The sequence below is a fragment of the Bacillus sp. FSL R5-0654 genome, from assembly GCF_038008745.1.
Classification (GTDB): domain Bacteria; phylum Bacillota; class Bacilli; order Bacillales; family Bacillaceae; genus Bacillus; species Bacillus safensis.
In genome coordinates this window covers 1,732,995-1,753,667 of record NZ_JBBOZV010000001.1, presented here as the reverse complement: position 1 = coordinate 1,753,667, position 20,673 = coordinate 1,732,995, and the positions used below count along the sequence as shown (strand labels likewise).

22 protein-coding genes are annotated in these 20,673 nt (G+C 40.8%); 6 read left to right on the top strand and 16 right to left on the bottom strand.

The window, feature by feature from the left end:
* Nucleotides 1–160 precede the first annotated feature (160 nt).
* Complete coding sequence (locus NSS76_RS08725) at nucleotides 161–871, bottom strand: DUF421 domain-containing protein (RefSeq protein WP_149126621.1); 711 nt, start codon at nucleotides 869–871, stop codon at nucleotides 161–163.
* Nucleotides 872–936: 65 nt separating this feature from the next.
* The gene (locus NSS76_RS08720) at nucleotides 937–3,153 is read right to left on the bottom strand and encodes an RNA ligase (protein WP_341081778.1); all 2,217 of its coding nucleotides are present in this window, start codon (nucleotides 3,151–3,153) and stop codon (nucleotides 937–939) included.
* A gap of 110 nt (nucleotides 3,154–3,263) precedes the next feature.
* On the opposite strand from NSS76_RS08720, the gene NSS76_RS08715 reads away from it, so the two are divergent.
* Complete coding sequence (locus NSS76_RS08715; RefSeq protein ID WP_025093255.1) at nucleotides 3,264–3,455, top strand: hypothetical protein; 192 nt, start codon at nucleotides 3,264–3,266, stop codon at nucleotides 3,453–3,455.
* A gap of 12 nt (nucleotides 3,456–3,467) precedes the next feature.
* Here the strand turns inward: NSS76_RS08715 and NSS76_RS08710 are convergent, their stop codons facing one another.
* The 7 genes from NSS76_RS08710 to NSS76_RS08680 form a co-directional block, all read right to left on the bottom strand.
* Nucleotides 3,468–4,376, bottom strand: coding sequence for a DMT family transporter (locus NSS76_RS08710; RefSeq protein ID WP_341081775.1), 909 nt, complete (start codon nucleotides 4,374–4,376; stop codon nucleotides 3,468–3,470).
* A 145-nt stretch (nucleotides 4,377–4,521) separates the two neighbouring features.
* Nucleotides 4,522–5,244 (bottom strand): LutC/YkgG family protein, encoded by a 723-nt coding sequence (locus tag NSS76_RS08705; RefSeq protein ID WP_212048978.1) that lies wholly within the window; start codon nucleotides 5,242–5,244, stop codon nucleotides 4,522–4,524.
* A complete protein-coding gene (locus NSS76_RS08700) occupies nucleotides 5,244–6,665 on the bottom strand; it encodes a LutB/LldF family L-lactate oxidation iron-sulfur protein (RefSeq protein WP_212048980.1) in 1,422 nt (473 codons plus the stop codon). The genes NSS76_RS08705 and NSS76_RS08700 overlap by 1 nt, the downstream gene beginning before the upstream one ends.
* Nucleotides 6,666–6,680: 15 nt before the next feature.
* A complete protein-coding gene (locus NSS76_RS08695) occupies nucleotides 6,681–7,403 on the bottom strand; it encodes a (Fe-S)-binding protein (protein WP_341081767.1) in 723 nt (240 codons plus the stop codon).
* 190 nt (nucleotides 7,404–7,593) lie between these two features.
* Complete coding sequence (locus NSS76_RS08690; protein ID WP_212048982.1) at nucleotides 7,594–8,445, bottom strand: SDR family oxidoreductase; 852 nt, start codon at nucleotides 8,443–8,445, stop codon at nucleotides 7,594–7,596.
* A 101-nt stretch (nucleotides 8,446–8,546) separates the two neighbouring features.
* The gene (locus tag NSS76_RS08685; protein ID WP_025093258.1) at nucleotides 8,547–8,960 is read right to left on the bottom strand and encodes an Rrf2 family transcriptional regulator; all 414 of its coding nucleotides are present in this window, start codon (nucleotides 8,958–8,960) and stop codon (nucleotides 8,547–8,549) included.
* A gap of 48 nt (nucleotides 8,961–9,008) precedes the next feature.
* A complete protein-coding gene (locus tag NSS76_RS08680) occupies nucleotides 9,009–9,482 on the bottom strand; it encodes a VOC family protein (RefSeq protein ID WP_212048983.1) in 474 nt (157 codons plus the stop codon).
* Between the two features lie 165 nt (nucleotides 9,483–9,647).
* Between NSS76_RS08680 and NSS76_RS08675 the strand changes: the two genes are divergently transcribed.
* The gene (locus NSS76_RS08675) at nucleotides 9,648–10,091 is read left to right on the top strand and encodes a DUF2188 domain-containing protein (protein WP_212048985.1); all 444 of its coding nucleotides are present in this window, start codon (nucleotides 9,648–9,650) and stop codon (nucleotides 10,089–10,091) included.
* Between the two features lie 218 nt (nucleotides 10,092–10,309).
* On the opposite strand, the gene ku is transcribed toward NSS76_RS08675, so the two are convergent.
* Nucleotides 10,310–11,158 (bottom strand): non-homologous end joining protein Ku, encoded by an 849-nt coding sequence (ku, locus tag NSS76_RS08670; RefSeq protein ID WP_212048987.1) that lies wholly within the window; start codon nucleotides 11,156–11,158, stop codon nucleotides 10,310–10,312.
* Nucleotides 11,159–11,273: 115 nt separating this feature from the next.
* Between ku and NSS76_RS08665 the strand changes: the two genes are divergently transcribed.
* Both NSS76_RS08665 and NSS76_RS08660 read left to right on the top strand, forming a co-directional pair.
* Nucleotides 11,274–13,106, top strand: a complete 1,833-nt coding sequence (locus NSS76_RS08665) for a DNA ligase D (protein ID WP_212048989.1) — start codon at nucleotides 11,274–11,276, stop codon at nucleotides 13,104–13,106.
* 67 nt (nucleotides 13,107–13,173) lie between these two features.
* A complete protein-coding gene (locus NSS76_RS08660) occupies nucleotides 13,174–13,869 on the top strand; it encodes a YoaK family protein (protein WP_095408693.1) in 696 nt (231 codons plus the stop codon).
* 40 nt (nucleotides 13,870–13,909) lie between these two features.
* On the opposite strand, the gene NSS76_RS08655 is transcribed toward NSS76_RS08660, so the two are convergent.
* Together NSS76_RS08655 and NSS76_RS08650 are read right to left on the bottom strand one after the other, a co-directional pair.
* Nucleotides 13,910–14,131 (bottom strand): hypothetical protein, encoded by a 222-nt coding sequence (locus tag NSS76_RS08655; RefSeq protein WP_058015686.1) that lies wholly within the window; start codon nucleotides 14,129–14,131, stop codon nucleotides 13,910–13,912.
* Nucleotides 14,132–14,587: 456 nt separating this feature from the next.
* Complete coding sequence (locus NSS76_RS08650) at nucleotides 14,588–15,700, bottom strand: response regulator aspartate phosphatase (protein WP_103132502.1); 1,113 nt, start codon at nucleotides 15,698–15,700, stop codon at nucleotides 14,588–14,590.
* 542 nt (nucleotides 15,701–16,242) lie between these two features.
* Here NSS76_RS08650 and NSS76_RS08645 point away from each other — a divergent pair.
* Nucleotides 16,243–16,614 carry an iron chaperone gene (locus NSS76_RS08645; protein ID WP_203129860.1) on the top strand — a complete coding sequence of 124 codons (372 nt, stop codon included), beginning with the start codon at nucleotides 16,243–16,245 and terminating at the stop codon, nucleotides 16,612–16,614.
* A gap of 52 nt (nucleotides 16,615–16,666) precedes the next feature.
* Here NSS76_RS08645 and NSS76_RS08640 read toward each other — a convergent pair whose 3' ends face one another.
* The gene (locus NSS76_RS08640) at nucleotides 16,667–17,248 is read right to left on the bottom strand and encodes an undecaprenyl-diphosphatase (RefSeq protein WP_197197886.1); all 582 of its coding nucleotides are present in this window, start codon (nucleotides 17,246–17,248) and stop codon (nucleotides 16,667–16,669) included.
* Between the two features lie 228 nt (nucleotides 17,249–17,476).
* On the opposite strand from NSS76_RS08640, the gene NSS76_RS08635 reads away from it, so the two are divergent.
* Nucleotides 17,477–17,938, top strand: coding sequence for a macro domain-containing protein (locus tag NSS76_RS08635; RefSeq protein ID WP_133743787.1), 462 nt, complete (start codon nucleotides 17,477–17,479; stop codon nucleotides 17,936–17,938).
* Between the two features lie 65 nt (nucleotides 17,939–18,003).
* On the opposite strand, the gene NSS76_RS08630 is transcribed toward NSS76_RS08635, so the two are convergent.
* From NSS76_RS08630 to NSS76_RS08620, 3 genes are all read right to left on the bottom strand, one after another.
* The gene (locus tag NSS76_RS08630; RefSeq protein WP_041109174.1) at nucleotides 18,004–18,480 is read right to left on the bottom strand and encodes an immunity protein YezG family protein; all 477 of its coding nucleotides are present in this window, start codon (nucleotides 18,478–18,480) and stop codon (nucleotides 18,004–18,006) included.
* Between the two features lie 6 nt (nucleotides 18,481–18,486).
* Nucleotides 18,487–20,412, bottom strand: coding sequence for a T7SS effector LXG polymorphic toxin (locus tag NSS76_RS08625; RefSeq protein ID WP_341081735.1), 1,926 nt, complete (start codon nucleotides 20,410–20,412; stop codon nucleotides 18,487–18,489).
* Nucleotides 20,413–20,537: 125 nt separating this feature from the next.
* Nucleotides 20,538–20,672, bottom strand: a complete 135-nt coding sequence (locus NSS76_RS08620) for a hypothetical protein (protein WP_257787571.1) — start codon at nucleotides 20,670–20,672, stop codon at nucleotides 20,538–20,540.
* Between the last annotated feature and the right edge of the window lies 1 nt (nucleotide 20,673).

Sequence of the window (20,673 nt, the reverse complement as noted above, 5' to 3'; positions counted from 1 at the left end):
TTAATTTCATCTATTTATACTTAAACATACTTATTTTACTCCGTCACTACATTTTCTGAAAATAATAATAATTGAGAAATGATACCTAGTCGCATGACATCCAAAGGACTTATAAAGATTGTCAAATGTGTGTCATGCAGGTGTCATCAGCACTACACATTCATTCCTGATCGATTGGGGAATGAATATGGTCGTCATATGTATCAATATATAAGCTTCCATTACTTGAACGGACAGCATAAACAATGTCCTTTAAGGACAGCTGCCTTTTTTTCAGCTCTTCTTCTATCCATTGCTCTGTTAATTGATTTTCTTGTATGTTTTTTTGGATGAGTTTCCCGTCCATGATGACTTCAATCGGCATATAACGCTCTGCCTCCATGAATAAATGAAGGTCCTTCCGCGTGACTTTTTCAAACGAAGGGTATTTTTTCACTGACATATGCCCATCTGTTTCAATCATTGCAAATTCAACTTCGCTAATATCAAAAATGTCTTTTTCTCTCAGCTGCTGATTTAAATAATCAAGGGTATATCTCATCCCTTTCATATTCCCCTCAAGAATTTTTCCATTTTGTATGACAAGTGTTGGTTTACCCGCCATCAACCCTCTTATCTTCCGGCTTCTTAATGCAAGCAGGGAAATCACATAAATAATCATGACAAGTGACACAAAGGAAATCGTTGTGTGCTGAAACGGGAGCGTTGTATTAAACGCCAGGTTCGCTGCAATTGAACCTAAGCTGATGGCTGCTATAAAATCAAAAATATTCATTTGCGCAATGGTTTGTTTCCCTAAAAGACGTGCTCCTCCAAATAAAATCGCAAAAGCAAACATCGTCCGAAGAATGACTTCAATATGGTCAGGCATGCAAGTGTCCCACCTTTCAATTGCATCAAAAAAAGCCTTTTCCTTAGAAAAGACTCTTTGTTAGACTATGCATTTATTTCATCATTATTCAATTGGGCAGTACCGCTTTGTTCAAATTGTGATCGCAGTTCAATAATTGAGCTATTCCTCACATGATCTGCTTCTTGCTCAAGAAGCCATGTATAAAATCTTGCTTGCTCCGCTGTCTGCAAAGCCTGCATATATTTTTGCGAGGAACGCTTCTCTACAACGCGCTGCTTCATCCCCCGCATCTGCTTCCAGAATTGATAATAAGGGAGCTTGAGTTTGGTCATAAAGCCGCGAGCATCCTCAATGACATACCCCTCTTCTTTAATTGTATTATCATGAGAGACCGCCTGATACCATTTATAAAAAGACGTCCAATCATGGAAAACAGCCACTTCCTGCTTGCAGGATATTCCAAGCTGTTCACTTAATCTTTTCACTTCAGCGAATGGTGCTTTTTCATAGCTTAACTGCCGCTTCACAATATCAAGTAAAATGAGTTGATCTTGTTCATATGTGATAATATGCGGATCTTTTTCTGGCAAAATGACTTCAAACACAAGAGATACATGGTGGTCACGGACATATGATTTAATGTAATCAGCCTGCACGTCACTGAAGGTCTTATCAAATAGCTCTTCGACCCAGGAAGCATGCTGATTTTGTTTCACATGTGATGTATACGATTTGGATGTAAACACCAATTCATCTTCCATTTCATTATACCCAACAGTTCCTAAGTATCCATTTGCTTTATCATATACAGTGACAGGGAATTGCAGATGGTTCACTAAATGCTGCATTCTTGTCTCCGGACGCTCATCAATGTTAAAAAATTTATTGTAGCTTCTAGACACAATCTGCTTAGAAACCATATTGACAAACAAACCTCTTGCTTTCACATTCACATCATCCCATTGCCGTTCACTAAAAGCCTTTTTCGTAAAATTAAAAGATGAAATATGGTGCGGAAGTTTTAATTCCTGTACGTATTCATGCTGATCTAAATGAGCTAAAAAATCATCCAGTGAAATATCTGGCTGAACAGCAGCCGATTGTTTTTTCTCAGACGCTCTGTAGACTGGATTGTCAATTTCATGAGTCTCAATCCCGTCAGCTGTGATTTTCAACACCCGCAGCTGCCCCCCAAATTCAACCTGACCTTCTAGGTTATAAGACCTTTCCGCTGCGTGAATAGGCAGTCTGTATAAATTGCGATGCCCGTGAATTTGGATGATATTCAGCCCAGCCGTATTTTGAACAAATAAGTGATCAATATCATCTGAATATTCTCCTACGCCGTGAATGAGCTGCTGTGTTGAGACATGCAGAAGTTCTTCTGGCAAATGAGCGAGCCCGCCATGTGTAACAAGAAATGTCTGATCATGGTACGTAAAATAAGTAAGCTGATGAAAGGTTCTGACAAACTTTCGTACTTCCTTCAAATCAAAGTTTGCTGCTTCGATTTCAGGCACAGTATGACGATTAAACATATTACTTCTGACTTTTTCACCATGTGCAAACCGGTATAAATGCTGATCATGATTGCCTTCAATGACGATGACATTCCGGCATTCTCTATGGGCGATCATCCATTCTAATACTTCTTTGTTTTCTATTCCTCTATCAAGCAAGTCACCTGCAAAGATATAAAGTTCGTTTTCTTTGATGTCTCCTTGCAAATAGGTGGTAAGTGCGGTGTAACAACCGTGAATATCTCCGAAAACATGAATGGCCTCATATTGATCAAAGGATCGAGGCTGATAAGTCATCACTTGCGGATAATCCTCCGGCTGCAAAACAGTCACCCATGACGGGACCTTTTCTGTTTTTAACCGCTCGTTCATTTGATACAAAACAGATTCCCGCACCACTTTGTGAGATTCACGTGAGCGATTTTGCAAAAGAGCTGTTTCAAGGGGTACCTGCGTGAAATCGACGACATACACCCTGTAACGATAAGATGTCGCTAAAGACTTGTATTGAGAAATCGATTTACTTGAAATATGTGTCGCATCAATCACAGTAAAGTCTCCGCGCTCCATACGGGCTGTGAGTAGATCGAATAATAAAGACCAAACTTTGTGGTCATGCTTGCTTGAAATGTCTAGTTTCCCATTGACTGATAGCTGCGGCGGCTGAGTTAACAGCCGGATTTGATCCGCTGATAAAGTGTAAGGCTCTAAGCCTTGTTCTTTGATCCATGTTGATTTACCTACGCCTGGGAGACCTCGTAAAAGGACTAAAGTTCTCATATTGGTTCTCCTTTAATGAGTGATATTTTACCTATTATAGATAAATTATGGATAAATCTCAATCTTTTATTGATTATGGTAATATATAGGTAGAAAAGGAGGTTTTACGTATGTCTAATGGAGAGAATGTGGCATTCAACATGGGAGATCTTCTATTTCAAGTGTTCTCTCTTCTATTCATTGCCTTTATTGTGACAATCATTGTCATCGCGTTTCGCATGATCAGAAGAAAACGAATGGAATTGAAAAAAATCGAGGCAAGATTAAACAAAGTAATTGAAAAAAACGATTTAAAAGAGTAAAAAATCCGGAAGTTAACCGGATTTTTTTGTTTTCATCACGATACCTTGACGCTGCTGCATCAAAAAGAAAAAGACGCCTAAAAGAACAAGCAGACCGCCAAGCATTTGAAGCAGCGTGACTTTCTCTCCAAGCAGCCATACAGCAAGGATCGTTGCCCCAACAGGTTCACCTAGAATACTCATTGAAATGGTAGTCGCATTAACATAAGTTAATAGCCAATTATTAATGACATGAGACATAGTGGGAATGATAGCGAGCAATAAAAAGATTCCCCACTCTTTAGCCGGATAACCTATAAAAGGGGTTTGCTGAAGGAGATTGAATAAAATTAAAAAAAGACCAGCAAAACCAAATACACAAAAACTATAAATCCAATGAGATATTTTTCTTACAGCCTGTTGGCCTATTAACAAATAACAAACAACAGCGATCACACTCAAAAAGGATAAAAGATCTCCTAAGATGGCTTCCTTGCTATGACCAATATCTCCCCAGCCTATCATGAGGGCACCAACAATCGCTGCACACATCGTCAATAGAGCAGACATCGTCGTTCGTTCACGGAAAATGAGGAATCCGCCTAATAAGGAGACCATTGGCTGAAGGGCGATAATAATGGTAGAGCTTGCCACTGTCGTCAGCTTCAGTGAGCCAAACCATAACACAAAATGGAGTCCTAAAAAGAAGCCTGACATACATAAGAAAAACCAGTCTCTGCGCTTTATCGAGAGAAATTCTTCTTTTCTTGGCAAGATAAACGGCAGCATGAGAGCCGCCGCAAAAATCATTCGATACATACTTAAAATAGCAGCAGGTGCATTTGACCATTTCACAATGATTGCAGAAAACGAAATAGCAATTATCGAAATCACAAGTGGCAGTGCAATTGATTTCGTTTGAGCAGTTGTCTTGATTTCCATTAGCAGCTTCCTTTACATCAGCAGTAGATGAGCAGTTCATCTTGTATGTCGTCATCTTACTATGTCCATTCACCTAGTGGCAAGATGATTTTTTAAAACTGGCGTCAACTTGTTGGATGAAAAAAAGCTTTCATTACGAAAGCCTTCATTCATCATCTATTAACAGATAAATGGCCTGAACTGGACCATGAACCCCTACCACTAAATTCATTTCAATATCGGCAGAATTACTTGGACCTGATATGAAATGGATGGCACCTTTCGCCTGCTCCCCCTCTTCTACTGAGCGATTAAGAGCCGAAACAGCCTGAATCATTCGCGGAATAATCGAGCTTTTCTCTATACACACGATATACATCATTGGCAAAAAATGCAGCGCTCTCCCTTGACCTTGATGGGATGAAAGGACAACTGTACCTGATTCTGCAAGGGTATAATCACTGAACACAACTGCATATTTCGCTTGTTCTGCCTGCCTTATGTTTTCTTCTCTTGATAGATCTGTATTCCAGCAAGCGATGGAAATCCCATCTCGTTGCAAGCTGTCAAACATAGGGCTGAAACCATATTGTTCAAAGCGATGATCACACGATGTCATCACAGCACCCTCACCATATTCTGTCATCAACAATCGTAATACCGAGGACGCTTTCTCCGGTGTTGTTTCGACTACTCTTGTATGAATTTGCTGACATTGCTTTTTCAATTGCTCGACTAATTCATCTTTAGACAAACTTCCGTTTGTATCCCACTGGACTTGATGCTTCCATGCCGGCCGTTGAATAGAGGCAGATGGGGAAGAGTTTTTGCCTAATTGATGCTGGATATGAGATAAAAACGACTCTCGGTGAGAAATGGTCCCCTTCATCACTTCTCCTCCTTTTGTCTCTTTTTAAACCAATCCCTGAATCTTTCTTTACTTGGAACTGGCAGGTCACGAATATCTGTCCAATTCTTTAAAGAACCTATTCCTTTTGAAATTTGTCCGTTTGTCGCCATACGATTCATCAATGCAGGGGCTGCTTTTGTTCCAAATTGATACATCCCGGGAGACGCTGCCCCCATGCCAAACATTTTCATCGCCAGCATTTCAGCTTTAGGCGCTCTGCCCTCTTTTTCTACGATCACCTGTCTATGTTTAATCAATAACTCATGAAGTGGAATTTTCACTGGACAAGCATCCGTGCAGGCTGCGCACAGACTTGATGCAAAGGGGAGCTCCTTGTAGTCATCATAGCCGCCAAGAAGCGGTGAAAGAACAGCTCCGATTGGCCCGGGATAAATCGAACCGTACGAATGTCCGCCAACATGCCGGTAAACCGGGCATACATTGATGCAGGCTGCGCACCGGATACATTGGAGAACAGGCTGAAAGTCCGTTCCTAATATATTTGACCGCCCATTGTCCACAATGACCAAGTGGAATTCTTCTGGTCCATCAACTTCACCTTCTTCTTTTGGTCCCACAACAGAAATATAACTAGTTAATTTCTGACCGACTGCGCTTCTGCACAAAAGACCCACAAGGACATCCAGTTCCTCCATCGTTGGAACAAGCCGTTCCATTCCCATAACGGCAATATGCGTCTTCGGTATAGCCGTGACAAGATCTGCATTCCCTTCATTTGTTACAAGGCAGATGGACCCTGTGTTGGCCACTGCAAAATTACAGCCGGTCACACCAATATCAGCTTCTAGGAATTTTTCACGTAAGATGGCTCTTACAAAACTCGTCATTTCTTCGGGTGTTTCTGACATCTCATACCCTAGCTTCTCATGAAATACTTCCCGTATTTGCTCTTTCGTCATATGAAGAGCAGGTGCCACAATATGTGAAGGCGGTTCATGGTCATCCACTTGCAGAATATATTCACCAAGATCGCTTTCTACCACCTCACAGCCGACCTCTTCAAGCGCTTGATTCATCTCGATTTCTTCTGTGACCATTGATTTTGATTTGACGACCTTTTTGGCTGCTTTTTTCTGTGCCACCTCTTGAATATATGCTGATGCCTCTTCCTTTGTTTTCGCAAAAAAGACATGGCCTCCGCGTGCACTTACACTTTCACTTAATTGATATAAGTAGTCATCAAGATGCGTCAGCGTATGCTGCCGGATTTCCTCACCAAGCTCACGCCACTTTTCCCAATTGCCAAGCTCCTCGCTTGCAGTCAGCCGCCTTTTATACAGACGTTCCTGTGCTGAGGAGACAGCACCTCTCATGACAGCGTCTTCTAAACCTTTCCCGATCCGTTCTTTAAAGGCCTTTTCTCCAATTTTCATACTCATGTGCCGTTCCTCCTCTTAAAGTCCGCGGCTGTTTAATACTTCTGCGATGTGCATCACTTGGATGGGTTTATCAAGACGGTTCAGCCTCCCGCCAATATTCAGCAGGCAGCCGCAGTCAGCACCAATGATATAATCAGCGCCTGTCTCCTCTATGCTTTGTACTTTTTCGTCAACCATCTGCTCAGAAATAGGGGTCATTTTCACTGAAAAGGTACCTCCAAATCCGCAGCAATTTTCTGCGCGGGGCAATGCTCTCATCGTCAAATCTTTGACATTTGACAACAGCGTAAAAGGCGCCTCTTTAATACGCAGCAGTCTCGTCATATGACAGGAGGTGTGATAGGCTGCGTTCCCTTTCAGGCTTGCCCCTACATCTGTCACGTGTAATATATCAACAATAAACTCTGTTAATTCATATGTTTTTGCGGCAAGTGCCTCAGCTTTGGCCGACCACACTCGATCTTCTTTTAAAAGATGAGGATATTCTAAAAACATCGCCTTGCACGAACCTGATGGTGTCACAACATATTCAGCTGATTCAAAGGCTTTGATCATGTTCTTCGCTGCTTTGATTGTCTCTTTTGTATAGCCGCTGTTAAAGGCTGGCTGTCCGCAGCACACTTGTGCTTCTGGAAATTCCACTTCAACACCGAGTCTTTCCAATACTTCCACTGTCGCCTTTCCTACATTTGGCTGCATCGTGTCAACTAAACAAGTAACGAATAAATGGACTTTCATCGGCGAACTTCCCTTCTATTGCTGCATTTTGATTCATCATTCTGATCATCTGATGATTAAATAACAGGCCTTAATTTCATTTTAATCCCAAATTTCTGAAATTTCAACGAAGTGATTTGTCTAAAATTTGTACTTATGGCCTGTGTGACTAAATGAAAAAACGCCCTTTTCGTAGGGCGTTTTTTGATGTTTATTTTGAAATCAATTCACGAATTCTTTCTTCAATAGGTGTTAACGACCGGCCTAGTAATGTTTCGAAATCTTCACTTTCGACAGCTAAAGCACCATCGCGTATGCCGCTTTGAATGGCTTTGACAAATGGCACTGCTTCTTTTGGTACACCATTTGAAGCTAAAAAGTCTCCAAATGTGTCTACATCTATTTTTTCTAATTTAATTTCTTTTCCACTCACCTTACTAACAATTTGTGCAAGTTCAGTGTGCGATCGAAGCGGTCCTGACAGTTCATATATCTCCTGATCATGAACGGGAAGTGTTAACGCATTTGCTGCCGCTTCTGCGTAGTCATTTCTTGTTGCCCAGCCAACCTTCCCTTCGCCAATAGGGCTTAAAAATGGTGCACCGCTGACTGACGCCAGAATCGTGTCTTTTTCATTTTCTACATACCAGTTGTTTCTTAAAAATACATGAGGAATGTCAGAGGCCAAAATGGCTTCTTCCGTTTTTGCGTGGTCATGTGCAAGGACAAGCTGACTCTCTCTTGCATTGACAACACTTGTATAAGCAATAAACCTCACATTTGCTGCTTTCGCCGCTTCAATTGCTGCTTTATGCTGCTCGACGCGGTCTCCATCCGTCGTTGAAATGATCAACAGACGGTCAATGCCTTCAAATGCTGATGTCAGGGTGTCTGGCTGAGTAAAATCTCCACGGCGTACATCCACCCCTGCATCCTTCAAATGTGCTGCTTTTTGCGGATTTCGAACACTGACTGCAATTTGTTCAGCCGGTACTTTTGTGAGCAAATGCTTGACGACGAGCGATCCAAGTTGTCCTGTTGCACCTGTTACTAATAATTTCATTTGTTTGACCTCCTCATTTTTCGTTCAACGGTGATGTGCATTCGTTATAATCGAAATGGTTACAACAAAGGTGTAAAAAAAGCTCTAAAGTACGAGCTTTTTTATTCCGCCTCTGTCAATAATTGCTGAATTGTCACTTGCTTGAGGTGATTCTCAAGTGCAGCTTGTGCTTCTTTTAGTTCATGCCGAAGTCTCGTGTCCATCGCTTGACCAATCGGGCATGCGATGACGGGCTGATGAAAGTTAAATAATTCTTCATCCTCGCTTACATCTACAGCACGGTACACATCTAACAGCGTGATGTCCTCAGCCGGTCTTTTTAAATAAGCACCGCCCACACCGCGGCGAATCTCAATGAGACCCGCCCGTTTGAGCATTGCCATCATTTTTCGAACAATGGCTGGATTTGAATTCACGCTCTCTGCAATAAAATCACTAGTACACTCTTTTGGAACACCTGCAATAAATGACACAATATGAACAGCAATCGGATATCTGCTGCTAATTTGTTTCACAATCTTTCACCACCGTTGTAATCAATATAGTTACAATGAGTGATTTTGTCAATCAATAAACGGATTTTTCTTTCGATCCCAGTCCTCATATGCCATGATATCGTAGTTTTCTTCTGTATCAAGTTCAAGCGGGGCAATGCATTCAAGCAGATTCTCATCTGGGTCAAGAAAATAGATCGCTGCATGAAATTGCGGCGGATTATCGAGAACTAAAGGCTGCTTTTCTTCTGAAAAACCAAACATTGGGTGAATGCTGATGCCTCTTTCGATCAGCCAAGTCTTGATCTGTTCGATACTAGACGTTGTAATTTGAAAGGCAACGTGCCGAGTCGCTGGATGGTATGGAAAGTCATTTATATCTACTTTCCACAGACCAAGCCAGCTCTTTCCTTTCTCAATCCATAAAAAAGCAACTCGTTCATTTTCATGAGCAAGTGTCAATTCCAACTTTTCATAAAACGCAATAGATGCCTTCAAGTCACTCACAGGTAAATGTGCTTCATATAAACCTTTCATCATCATCAAAATCACTCCTTTTCTACCTTCTATTCTGCAGGAGTTGATGATATTCTGCCTCAGCAAAACGATGTATTTTATCCCTAACATTAGTTTGAGAGACATTGTATGTTTGACCCTTTGCAGATGGGGGAAGATGTTCAAATAAAATAAAAGAAAGGAGCGGTCCATATGCCTTGGACGATGAACGATTATCCAGCTTCATTTCAATCATTAGACAACGTCATTCGAAAAAAAGCGCTTGAGATTGCCAATAAAATGATCCAGGAAGGATATGAGGAAAATAGAGCCATTCCCATTGCGATCAGTCAAGCGAAAGAGTGGAAAAAGAACGCAACAGAGAAAGAGGTAGAGAATTTTTCATCTCATGGTTCTGTCAAACCTTCAGAGAGCAGCAGCTCCGCAAGACCAGAGCTCATGGATCATGCGCAGCATGTAGTAAAACACGAGGAAGGCTGGGCGATTCAAACAGAGAAAGCGAAACGAGCAAGTGAGGTCAAAGAAACAAAACACGAAGCAGTTGACCGGGCAAAGGAGATTTCAGCTAATAAAGGAACTTCCGTTGTCATTCATCGAAAAGACGGGACGATTCAGGACGTGTTAAAGCCGCAATAAGACCGCTCGTCAGCCGTCTTAGCGTGTAGACAAACCCTCGCATTCGGTGTCAGTCCTGCGTGCCGGTGCTCACGAATGTTAAATTCGCTCCGCTCCGGTACTCGTCCTTCCTAGGGCTGCAAAGGTTTTCTATCACGCTGAAGGAAAACAAAAGGCTAAAATAAAGATCATTTTAGTCTTTTGTCAACAATTTAAGACCGCTTGTCAGCGGTCTTATTTTATGCATTCTTTTCTTTTTTCGCTGGTGTTTTTCTTTTCTTAGGCGCTGCTTTTTTCGCTTTGGCTGGTTTTGATCGGTCGATAGATGCCTGTAGTGCGGCCATTAAATCAGTCACATTGGATGCAGGATCTTTTTTGCCTGTCGTTTCTGGTTGAACGGTATGTTCTCCAGATATTTTATCGCCAATTAAATTCATCAGCTGTTCTCTGTATTCATCCTGATATGCCGCTGGATCGAATGTCGTGGTCAGCTGCTCGATTAAAAGGAGCGCTGTATCTAGCTCTTTCTTGACAATGTTCTCCTCTTGGGGGATATTCGGTACATCTGATACTTGTCTAATTTCGTCAGGGAAATGAATGGTTTCCATCAGCAAAATATGTTCATAGCACCTAACGATCGCTAATTGCTCCTTTGAGCGGATCATAATTTTTGCCACACCAATTTTCCCCGACTCCTCTAAAGCTTTTCTTAATAATGAATAAGCTTTCGATCCGCCGGTATCCGGTGATAAGAAATAACTTCTTTCATAATAGATTGGATCTATCTCTTCAATCTTTACAAAATCAATGATTTCAACGGCTTTTTCTTCATTTTCTTTTCGCAGTTTTTCTAGCTCTTCATCGTCCAATTCAATAAATTTATTTTTCGCATATTCATACGCCTTCACAATTTGTTCTGGCGCTACCTCTTCACCGCAATTGGCACATACTTTCTTGTAGTTAATCGGCGTGTGACACTCTTTATGCAGCTGTCTTAATTTAATGTCTTTGTTCTCTGTAGCGGTAAACAGCTTGACTGGAATATTGACCAATCCGAAACTAATGCCGCCTTTCCATACTGTATGCATCGCGCTTCCTCCGTTCTTTTCTCCTTACTATGTAATGTTTTCATCAGACTTATGTATGTGATTGAAAATTTCATCCCACTCTAAGAACACATGATATAAGGAAGTGACATGCACAATGAAACCTATGCGATTAACACCTGCACATGATATACCTGCCGGTGCAGACTGGGTGTATGAATTAAAATATGATGGCTTTCGGGCTATTCTTGTATGGGAAGAAGACGAGATTCGTTTAGAAAGCAGGACCGGAAAACGGCTAAATAAGCAATTTCCTGAAGTGATGGATCAATGCGAACAATTAAGAGAACAATTGTCTCCTTTTTTACCGCTGACACTTGACGGAGAATTGGTCTTTTTAGTAAGTGAACAGCAAAGCGAGTTTGCGAAGGTTCAGCAAAGAGGCAGGCTGAAAAACAAAGAAGCCATACAACGACAGGCGGAACGATTTCCGTGTCATTTCATTGCATTCGATCTATTAAGCTGCAAAGGGAAACCTCTCGTTGATTCACCGTTGATGGAAAGAAAAAACCAGCTGCAGCAATTATTCCAAGAAGCAAAGCTCCCCTCCTCAGTTCAGCTAGAGCACCCTTCCCTGTTGCAGGTCATTCATACAGACCAAGACTCTGAATACATGAAAAACGTGATGACGACGTATTTAGCAGAAGGACTAGTAGCGAAAAAAAAGTCGAGTAAATGGCACGACAATACTCGTTCAAAAGAATGGCTGAAAATGAAAAACTGGCGGTATGTTTCTGTCATTGTCACCCGTTTTGACAAAGAAAATGGCTATTTTCAAGGTTCCATTTATCAAGATTCGGCTCTCATCGAGGTTGTCCAATTCAAGCATGGTTTTTCTAAAGAAGAAGAACAAACGCTGCGTACACTATTTCAGACAAAAGGCCAGTTAACAGGAGGATCATTATACGAAATCCCTCCTTCTATCGTTGCCAGCATTGCTTGTATATCCTTTGATGGATCGGCGCTAAGAGAGCCGCGTTTTTCTTCCTTTTTATTAGATGCTGATCCAGCAGCATGTACATTTCAGCAAATGCTCAAACAGCTGTATCCGCTCCCTGCTGCTATAGACGTCACCCACCCTGAAAAACCGATTGTCCCGGCTCTTCAACTAAACAAGGCAGATTACTTACTTTATTTAAGACAAGCGGCTCCCTACCTTTTGCCCTTTTTAAGTGAAAGGCGTCTTACTTTAATTCGGTATCCGCATGGCTCTGGAGACGAATTCTTTTATCAAAAGTCGACACCTGATTATGCGCCGGATTTTGTTTTAACAGACGAAGTTGATGATATTTCTTATACAGTCTGTAATGATCCTCGTACGCTTCTTTGGCTTGGCAACCAGCTGGCGATGGAATTTCATATCCCTTTTGAGACAAGAGATACGGATCGGCCGACAGAAATCGTCTTTGATCTAGACCCGCCATCTGTAAATGAGTTTCATCTAGCCATAGAAGCCGCTAAACGAATCAAAGCGCTTTTAGACGGGCTTTTTCTCACAGCCTTTATTAAAACAAGCGGAGGTAAAGGGCTTCAAGTCTATATTCCTTTAAAGAAAAACGCCTTCACATACGAAGAAACAAGACAATTCACCGCGTTCATATGCCAATTTTTATGTGAGCAAGCACCGGATCTTTTTACTCTGGAACGTCTTAAGAAAAAACGCGGCAATCGCTTGTATTTAGACTACATTCAGCACGATGCTGGTAAAACAATCATCGCTCCGTATTCTCCAAGAGGAAATGAGCTTGGACTTGTTGCGACACCCCTTGAATGGGACGAACTCTATCATGATGAGCTTCATCCTTCTCTTTTTACGATGCCGGCTGTTATAGAGCGTTTAAAGGAAAAGGGCGATCCGTTCCGCCGCATGAGGCACCTTGTGAATGATGATGCTTTTAGACAAGTCTTACATCAGCTTGCACACATGTGACCATCTCATCAGATGGACATTTGCGGTCATGACGCGTTACACTTATTCATTAGAGAGGAAGAAAGGGATGACTATTTTGACCGCACATTCATTTCGAAATACAGCTTTGATTTTCTTATGTCTTTCCGCAGGAATTGTGGATGTGATTGGCTATTTAAGCCTAGGACATGTGTTTACAGCCAATATGACAGGTAATATTGTGCTGCTTGGCATTGCAGCAGGAAGCTCCTTGCAGCTAACAGCCCTTCATTCCATCACTGCGCTAAGTGGATTCGTTTTAGGGGTTTTACTTGCAGTTGTAATAGGCGGAAAGCATGAAAAAACGTTTTGGCCAAAAGCCGTTACACGCATTTTTATCATAGAGGTAATGATTTTGCTTCTATTTGCTCTCATGACCATTTTCCCTTATACACAAGGTGCTTACTTTATGCTGATCATCCTTTTAAGTATGGCTATGGGCATGCAAACGGCGGCCGCTCGTAAATTGAATGTTGCTGGCATTTCCACAACCGTTCTTACGAGTACACTTGCGAACCTATTTGAAGATGCAGCCCAGCGTATATCATACCGGGAAAAAAGAAAGGCCCCTATCCAGCTTGTAAGCTTGATGCGAATAGGCTCTATTGTCTTCTACTGCCTAGGAGCGGCTTTAGCAGCATATACAGATCGTTACGATCCGTTTATCATCATTTGGCTGCCTATCTGCATTCTAGGGGTCATTGTGATCACGGCTACATTTAAGCACTTTCACCAATTGAAATAGCCAATCTCTAAATGGCTATTTCAATCACTGTGGTGAAACACTAATAACTTCTAACATAAAAACCAGGAGGACGCCCCATGATGAACGTGGAGCCATATGGAGAATATCCAGAAAACGTCCCAAATCCCCCATATCCGGGGTAACCGCCTAAACCAGAGAACACTCCAGGGCTCACATAATACCCGCCAAAGCCAATATGAGGGCCCACTGCTCCTCCGCTAAAACCGCCTCCATGAAAACCTCCATAAACACGTGGATACATACAATCACCTGCCTTCGAATCAGACCTTAACTCATCATATGCATGACAAATGGGGCGGTGCTCCTGCTTTTTCTCTTCCTTCTATGTACATTAGACCAATTTGATAAAATTTGAATGAAAAGTCCTGCAAAAAATTAAATTAAGCAAAGAAAAGTGACCTTTTTAACTTGTTGCTCTGCCCTATGTTTATTTAGAATAATGGAGCAGGTAATAAATTTGCACACCCCCTTTGTTGCGAATTCTTCTTATTAAACGTTCTTGCAGCGTTTAATAAGAAGAGCCTATTAAAACACAAAAAACCCTTGCTGACGATCATCAACAAGGGCGAGAGATAAATGGTATTAACCACCAATGATTTTTTCTGCAACTTCGAATGAACCCGCAACGTTTTGCGTCAAAACAGTCGCAGCAACCGCTAAACCGACAACGAATAATACTTTTAATCCTGTTTTCATCTTAAATCAACCCCATTCTTTTCATATGTAAATCCGCTTCTAAACTTTTGTTCAAGTAAAAAACAGACTGCTCATAAAGTGCTTGCTTTTCACAATATTTTGCTGCAAATTGTGATAGCTCTTTTACTTCATGATATTCATTCTTTTCTTCTAACTTTCTTAATTTCTCATCAATTTGCTGAAATCTTTGTGGCGCATGAGTTAAGTAAAGATCATGTACGATGCCTATTTTTAGCTGAAACACTTCATGAGAAGCATCTTTTATTCTGGCATATGCAGCCTCTATATATTGGCTTGCACGCTGCTTTTCACCAATCACACAGAGTTCCCGGCTGATCAGATACGTAGAATGGAAAAAGAAATCTGAATCATAATACTCTTGATGGGACAGTGCTTTTTCAAGATGGCGTATCGATTCCTTCGGCTTGTTCCAAAATGAATATAAAATGGCCACATTGTGATGAAGCTGAGCCAGCATAAAATCATCCTGCTCATTTGTCAAAACTTCTTCCGCCAGACGATAATTCTCAAGCGCCTCTTCATACCGGCCGATCTCCGTTAGATTCGCTGCTATAAGAGAGTATGAAAGGGCCGTTCTTCTTTCATACTGCTTGTGCCGCTTATAGACGTGCAGCGCTCTGCGGATATAGCTTAATGAGAGCATGATATGACTGAGCCGGTAATAAAGCCATGCCACTTTAAAATCGAAATCAGCACGTTCTATCTCACTTGGAATTTTATCTAAGAGCTTTTCAGCACTTTGATACATCTGCAATGCAACCTCATAATTACCTTGATGCTGCTCATACACACCTTCATAAAAATCAAAATAATAGGCAAGACGGTTAGACAGGTCATCTTCTTTTTTACCATAATGACCCTCTATGCTTTTCGTTGAAACATTGCCCTTTTGCCCTCTTAAATTGTACATAAGAATGTGATGTCTCTTCTCAAGAAGAGAATAGTATATGAGGATATCCGCATCGTCAATTTCCTCTACCGCTTTTTTTGCTTTGGCAAATAACCGTTCTGCCTCATCTGCATGATCTTTTTTGATTTCCATGTTCCAGTCATTTAATAGTGATGCCAATTCCGCAACAGGAACTTTGCTCATTCTACACCCCCAATCACCTTCAGCTGCAACACACATTTCACTAAATATGGAACTTCTATTAGCAATTGCTAATTAGTCCATTTGACATCATTTTAATATGAATCACTTAAATCTTCAATAACCGTTTCCATTGAAAGTGCGTTTCTTTCTCCTAGTCAATGATATTTGCGAAAAAATTCCGCCTTTTTTTAAAATAAACATCTTGAGATGAAATGAAAAAAGCCCAATGTCGAGGCTTTCTAATCTGATGATGGTTCATAGCAGCTTTTCATTTATCCAGTTTCTTTATATAATATGATCAATCACTTACACGCCTCAGTAGCTCTAGAAGGGAAGAGCGCCGTAAAACAAATTGTAGCTGGCGGGTCGCAAGGCAAGGGTTTCAGAAGCACCGAAAAGCACACGAGCTGAGACAGGTGAAATTCCTGTCGGTGAAATTCCGTAGGGAAGCGTGTTGCCCCTAGCCTATGCTTACGAAAGGAGTGCGGGTTCGAATCCCGTCTGAGGCTTATGAGGTAGATGGATTGGGAGGATAAAATATCATGCACGTTTTTGAAGAATACGTCAGCAAAATCGGTAACCCCGAGCTGAAGCAGCGCACTCAAGACATCCTACAATGGATAGAAGACACATTCCCTCAATTAGAGCCAAGAATTGCTTGGAATCAGCCCATGTTCACAGATCACGGCACATTTATTATTGGATTTAGCGTGGCAAAACATCACATTTCTGTCGCACCAGAAGCAAAAGGCATTGATCAATTTTCAGCTGACATTGTACAAGCTGGGTACGATCATGGAAAAAATCTGTTTCGCATGAAAGAAAGCTTGCCAGTTGATTATCCTCTCCTGAAAAAAATCATCGAATTTAATATCGAAGACAAAGCGGATTGTTCAGCGTTTTGGCGAAAATAAACAGTACCCCGATCTCAGCGTTAACAGATCGGGGTATTTTGCTGCAACAATATTATTTTGTTCTCTTCCCTAACAATTTCTGTTCAAGCCATTCATAACATGACAAGAGGGCATCAACGCTCTTTTGGCATATCGGCAAATATACAACGGCGACGGCTGTTAAACACGCTATAGCAGCTCCTGCTAATACATCAAATGGATAATGAACACCTACCCAAATCCTTGAAAAACCAACAGCACACGCAATGATCAGCCAATACATATGGCGTTTGTGAAACAGCCAAAAGATCAGGCAAATCGAAAAAATAAAGATGGTATGATCACTTGGAAAAGAGTTATTCACTTCCTTTTGAATCAAAAGATTGACGTGGCTCATTTCTGCAAAGGGCTGCTGATTAAAATAAAAGATCCCTGCGATTTTCCCAAGTAACTCGGCGAGTACGAAGGTCAGTCCGGCAGAAACGACCATCGCCCTATTGTACCTGCTGCGATTTTGAAACCATACGAACAGACACATGAGCGCTGCCAGCAGCACTGTATATTCAGCTAGTCCAATAAATATCGGATTCAAGTAACCATGATCGATACTAAGCTGATTCACCCACCTAAATAAATCTTCATTAAATCCCCGCATCTCATTTCATCCCTTTTTACTTGATTTACGATAAGGATAATTGAAATGAGATGCCTGCCTCCATCGATCGAACGAACAAACCATGGAATCATATGACAGGTTTGTCACTTTGCTGTCACCTGAACATCGTGTACTAACTAAAAACTCATCAAAGGCTATTAAATCACAGGAACAAAACTGCTATAATAGAACGTAAGTTTGTATTTTATCAAAAAGGGGTTACATCATATGATCAAAACGGTGGATGGAAACATATTAGAGGCAAGCGAAGACATCATTTGTCACCAGGTAAACTGTAAAGGAGTCATGGGAGCTGGATTAGCGAAACAAATCAAAAGCAAATATCCGAATGTGTACAAAGATTATAAACAGTTATGTACAGAACAAGGAGATGACTTGTTAAGCTCCATTCAACTCATCACAACAAAAGACGGAAAAACAATTGCAAACTTATTTGCCCAAGCTGGATACGGAAGAACAAGAAAGCAAACAGACTACGATGCCTTACGCAGCTGCTTTCAACATCTAAAGGATACAGTGACACAATCACCTGAGGAGAAAAACCAAACGTCCATCGCCATTCCATACGGAATCGGCTGCGGATTGGCAGGCGGCGATTGGACGATTGTTGAAGAGATGATTGAAGAGGTGCTGGGTGATTGTGAGGTGACGGTTTATCGGTTTAAATAAAGGGAATGAGAATTTTATGAAACATATATGACAAATACCCTCCTTTATTCGGAGGGTATTCTGCGTTAGTTATCGTCTTTATTTTTTATATAATTTAATACGGCTTCTTTATCTTCTTCATCGTCGGGTAAAAATCCGAACGTTTCATATTCCCAAACTGCGATTCTTTGCACATTGTCTATGCCTAATGAATAAACATCATCATATCCATACTCAATAGAGAATTTCCCTTTATAATCTAATTGGAGGGTAGCTGTTGTCCAAGCACCTAAATCATTTTGTATATATGCCTTTTTCAATGCTTCAAAAATTTCACTAAGTTCGTATAATAAGTGGATGTATGTTGACTTACTTACACTATATTTATGAGGAATTTGATGTCCATTAACATATTCATTTCCATTTTGTTCTTTAAAATAAAACACTATCTCAGCCGAATCATCAAGTATTTCTGCATACATCCAAACTTTATCCCAATCACATGGTATTAATTCATTAATTGATTCTGCTATTTTTTTATAATTTATTTCTAATTCTTCCATTGGGTTTTAACCTCCAGGTTGATTCTTAATAAATACTTGAGAATAACGTTCTCCAATTTTATACTCCACAGAGAAACTAACAGGTCGTAATGAATCTCCCTTATAGATAGGTTCAATGCTCACTGCTACTTGTTTAGGTGGATTTGAATTCAAGGCTTTCAACCACCGTTGCTCCATGGTGTACCATTTCCCGCCGCTTCGATTAATCTGTGAATTCATTGGAAGTAGGTTATCAATATCCCCAGAACCTTTAAAAATAGTTGCGATTAAATGACCTCCGTCATCATCTAGTAATCGATCCGGCTTACCTGAATTGGATTGGGCATATTGGTTTCTTTTGACCTCTCCGTATTTTAAATCACTTGCTTCGACTTTGACAATTCTTCCGTAGTGATCGGTTGTGTAGGTGTAGCCTTGCTTTGTTGAATAAACAACATTCGGTTTTAACACTTTTTTACGTTTCCATCTCACATAGTGATCTCCGTAACTAACAACAGTTGGTGGTGATTTTGGTGCCGGTAATCGTCTGCCTGTCTTAGAGATGCCATATCCTGAATTGTTGTCTAGACGCTTTGCCATAGAGAGGAGTTTATTTTTGAGATTTTCTCCGTCAAACACGTTATACGGCAGCTTCGGGCCGCCAGCCATTTGAAACTTTGGTGAGTATGGCAATAGATTCGGAATAGAGACTCTGTCTAATGATCTTGCTCCTTGTTCAAGCCCTTTCTTCACCGTCGTTTTAGCTGCAGTTCTCCCCGTTTTTGTAATGGCACCTGCTCCTTTAGAGCCAAAGACAATTTCTGCTAGAGAACCAGTTGCATAGGCGAACCAGTGTGATCGAGAATATGCATCACCATCGATGACTTCTTTTTGGAATGAGTCTGAAATCGACTTTCCAATCGCTTTCGACGTTTCAATTGGATGTGAAACAGCCGTTACGACCGATTCAACGGCACCTCCAGGATCTGTCACAAGATCGTAGATGCCAACTACTGTATCTTTGGCCACATCATATAGACCAACTGCTGCACCTTTTACAACATCAACGAACCCCTCTGATGCTTCTTCCTGCGCTTTGATCTGGAGAAGCTGGCTGTAATACATTTTTTGATCGTAAGAAAGATTTTCATATCCAATTTCGTCTACAATCTCAAAGTATTTCTCTTCTGATATACACGAAGGATCGTTGAGCTTTTCCTTCAATTCTTTGATTCTTCGTTTCTCTTTTTCTTCTTTTTTCACCTTTAAATATGCTTTCACCTGTGCATCGATTTTATCATGATTCTTGTACACATCTGTCTCATGAAACGCTTTTGCATCGTAATACATGGGCTGCGCATTTTTTCCTTTTCCTGTAGCAGCCATCATTTTTGCATAAAAAGTTGCGAGGTGTTTTTCGATCGCTTCTGATTTTGCGTATTCTGTTTTTAGCTCATGGTCTATTTTATGTAAAGCCTCAATTGCCTCTTTTCTTTTTTTGTTCGCCTCAGCTAAATGTTCATTGACCTCTTTACTTGAAAATACATTCAGTTCTATGAGATCACTGATGTCATCAAAAATAGTGGATAGGGCTTCTTTTTGTTCCTTGACCATATCTTTATTATTCTGAATCCCTTGTTTCAGTTGAGCGTCTAAGAAATGCTCATCAATAAATGTACTCCCGCCTAACGATTCATCATCAAGCTTTCCTTTTACCCCATCTAAAAAAGCTTTTTGCATATCAATAAAATCAAGATAAGTATCGGCATAAAGTGCAAGATCAGCATAAAAGGCTTTGATGTTATCTGCACCTTTACCTGTGAACTCATCACCTAATCCCGACACACTTTCTAATGCCTTTTTCAAATCTGTTATTTCTTCCCGAAGCTGTTCATAAGCCTTTGACCTTTTCTCAACAGCTGATATAAGGGAGGGAGCATCTAATATCTTCATATAAAAAAGACTCCTTTTATGGCGTATTCTTTTACTAGAATACCATAAGGAGTCTTACACTTTAATCCACTTTATCGTTTTTTAACCAATTATCCTCCGTAGTGGTGGATTAAATCTTATCTCTTTTATGACCCTGCACCTCTAGAGAAAAGCAACACTACCTCATTTTTAGCATCTGCCTGAGTTTGTTGTCCAGTAGGCATTCCAAGAATTGCACCTAATAGCAAAGCGGTAGTAATCATCATCATTATCTTTTTCATG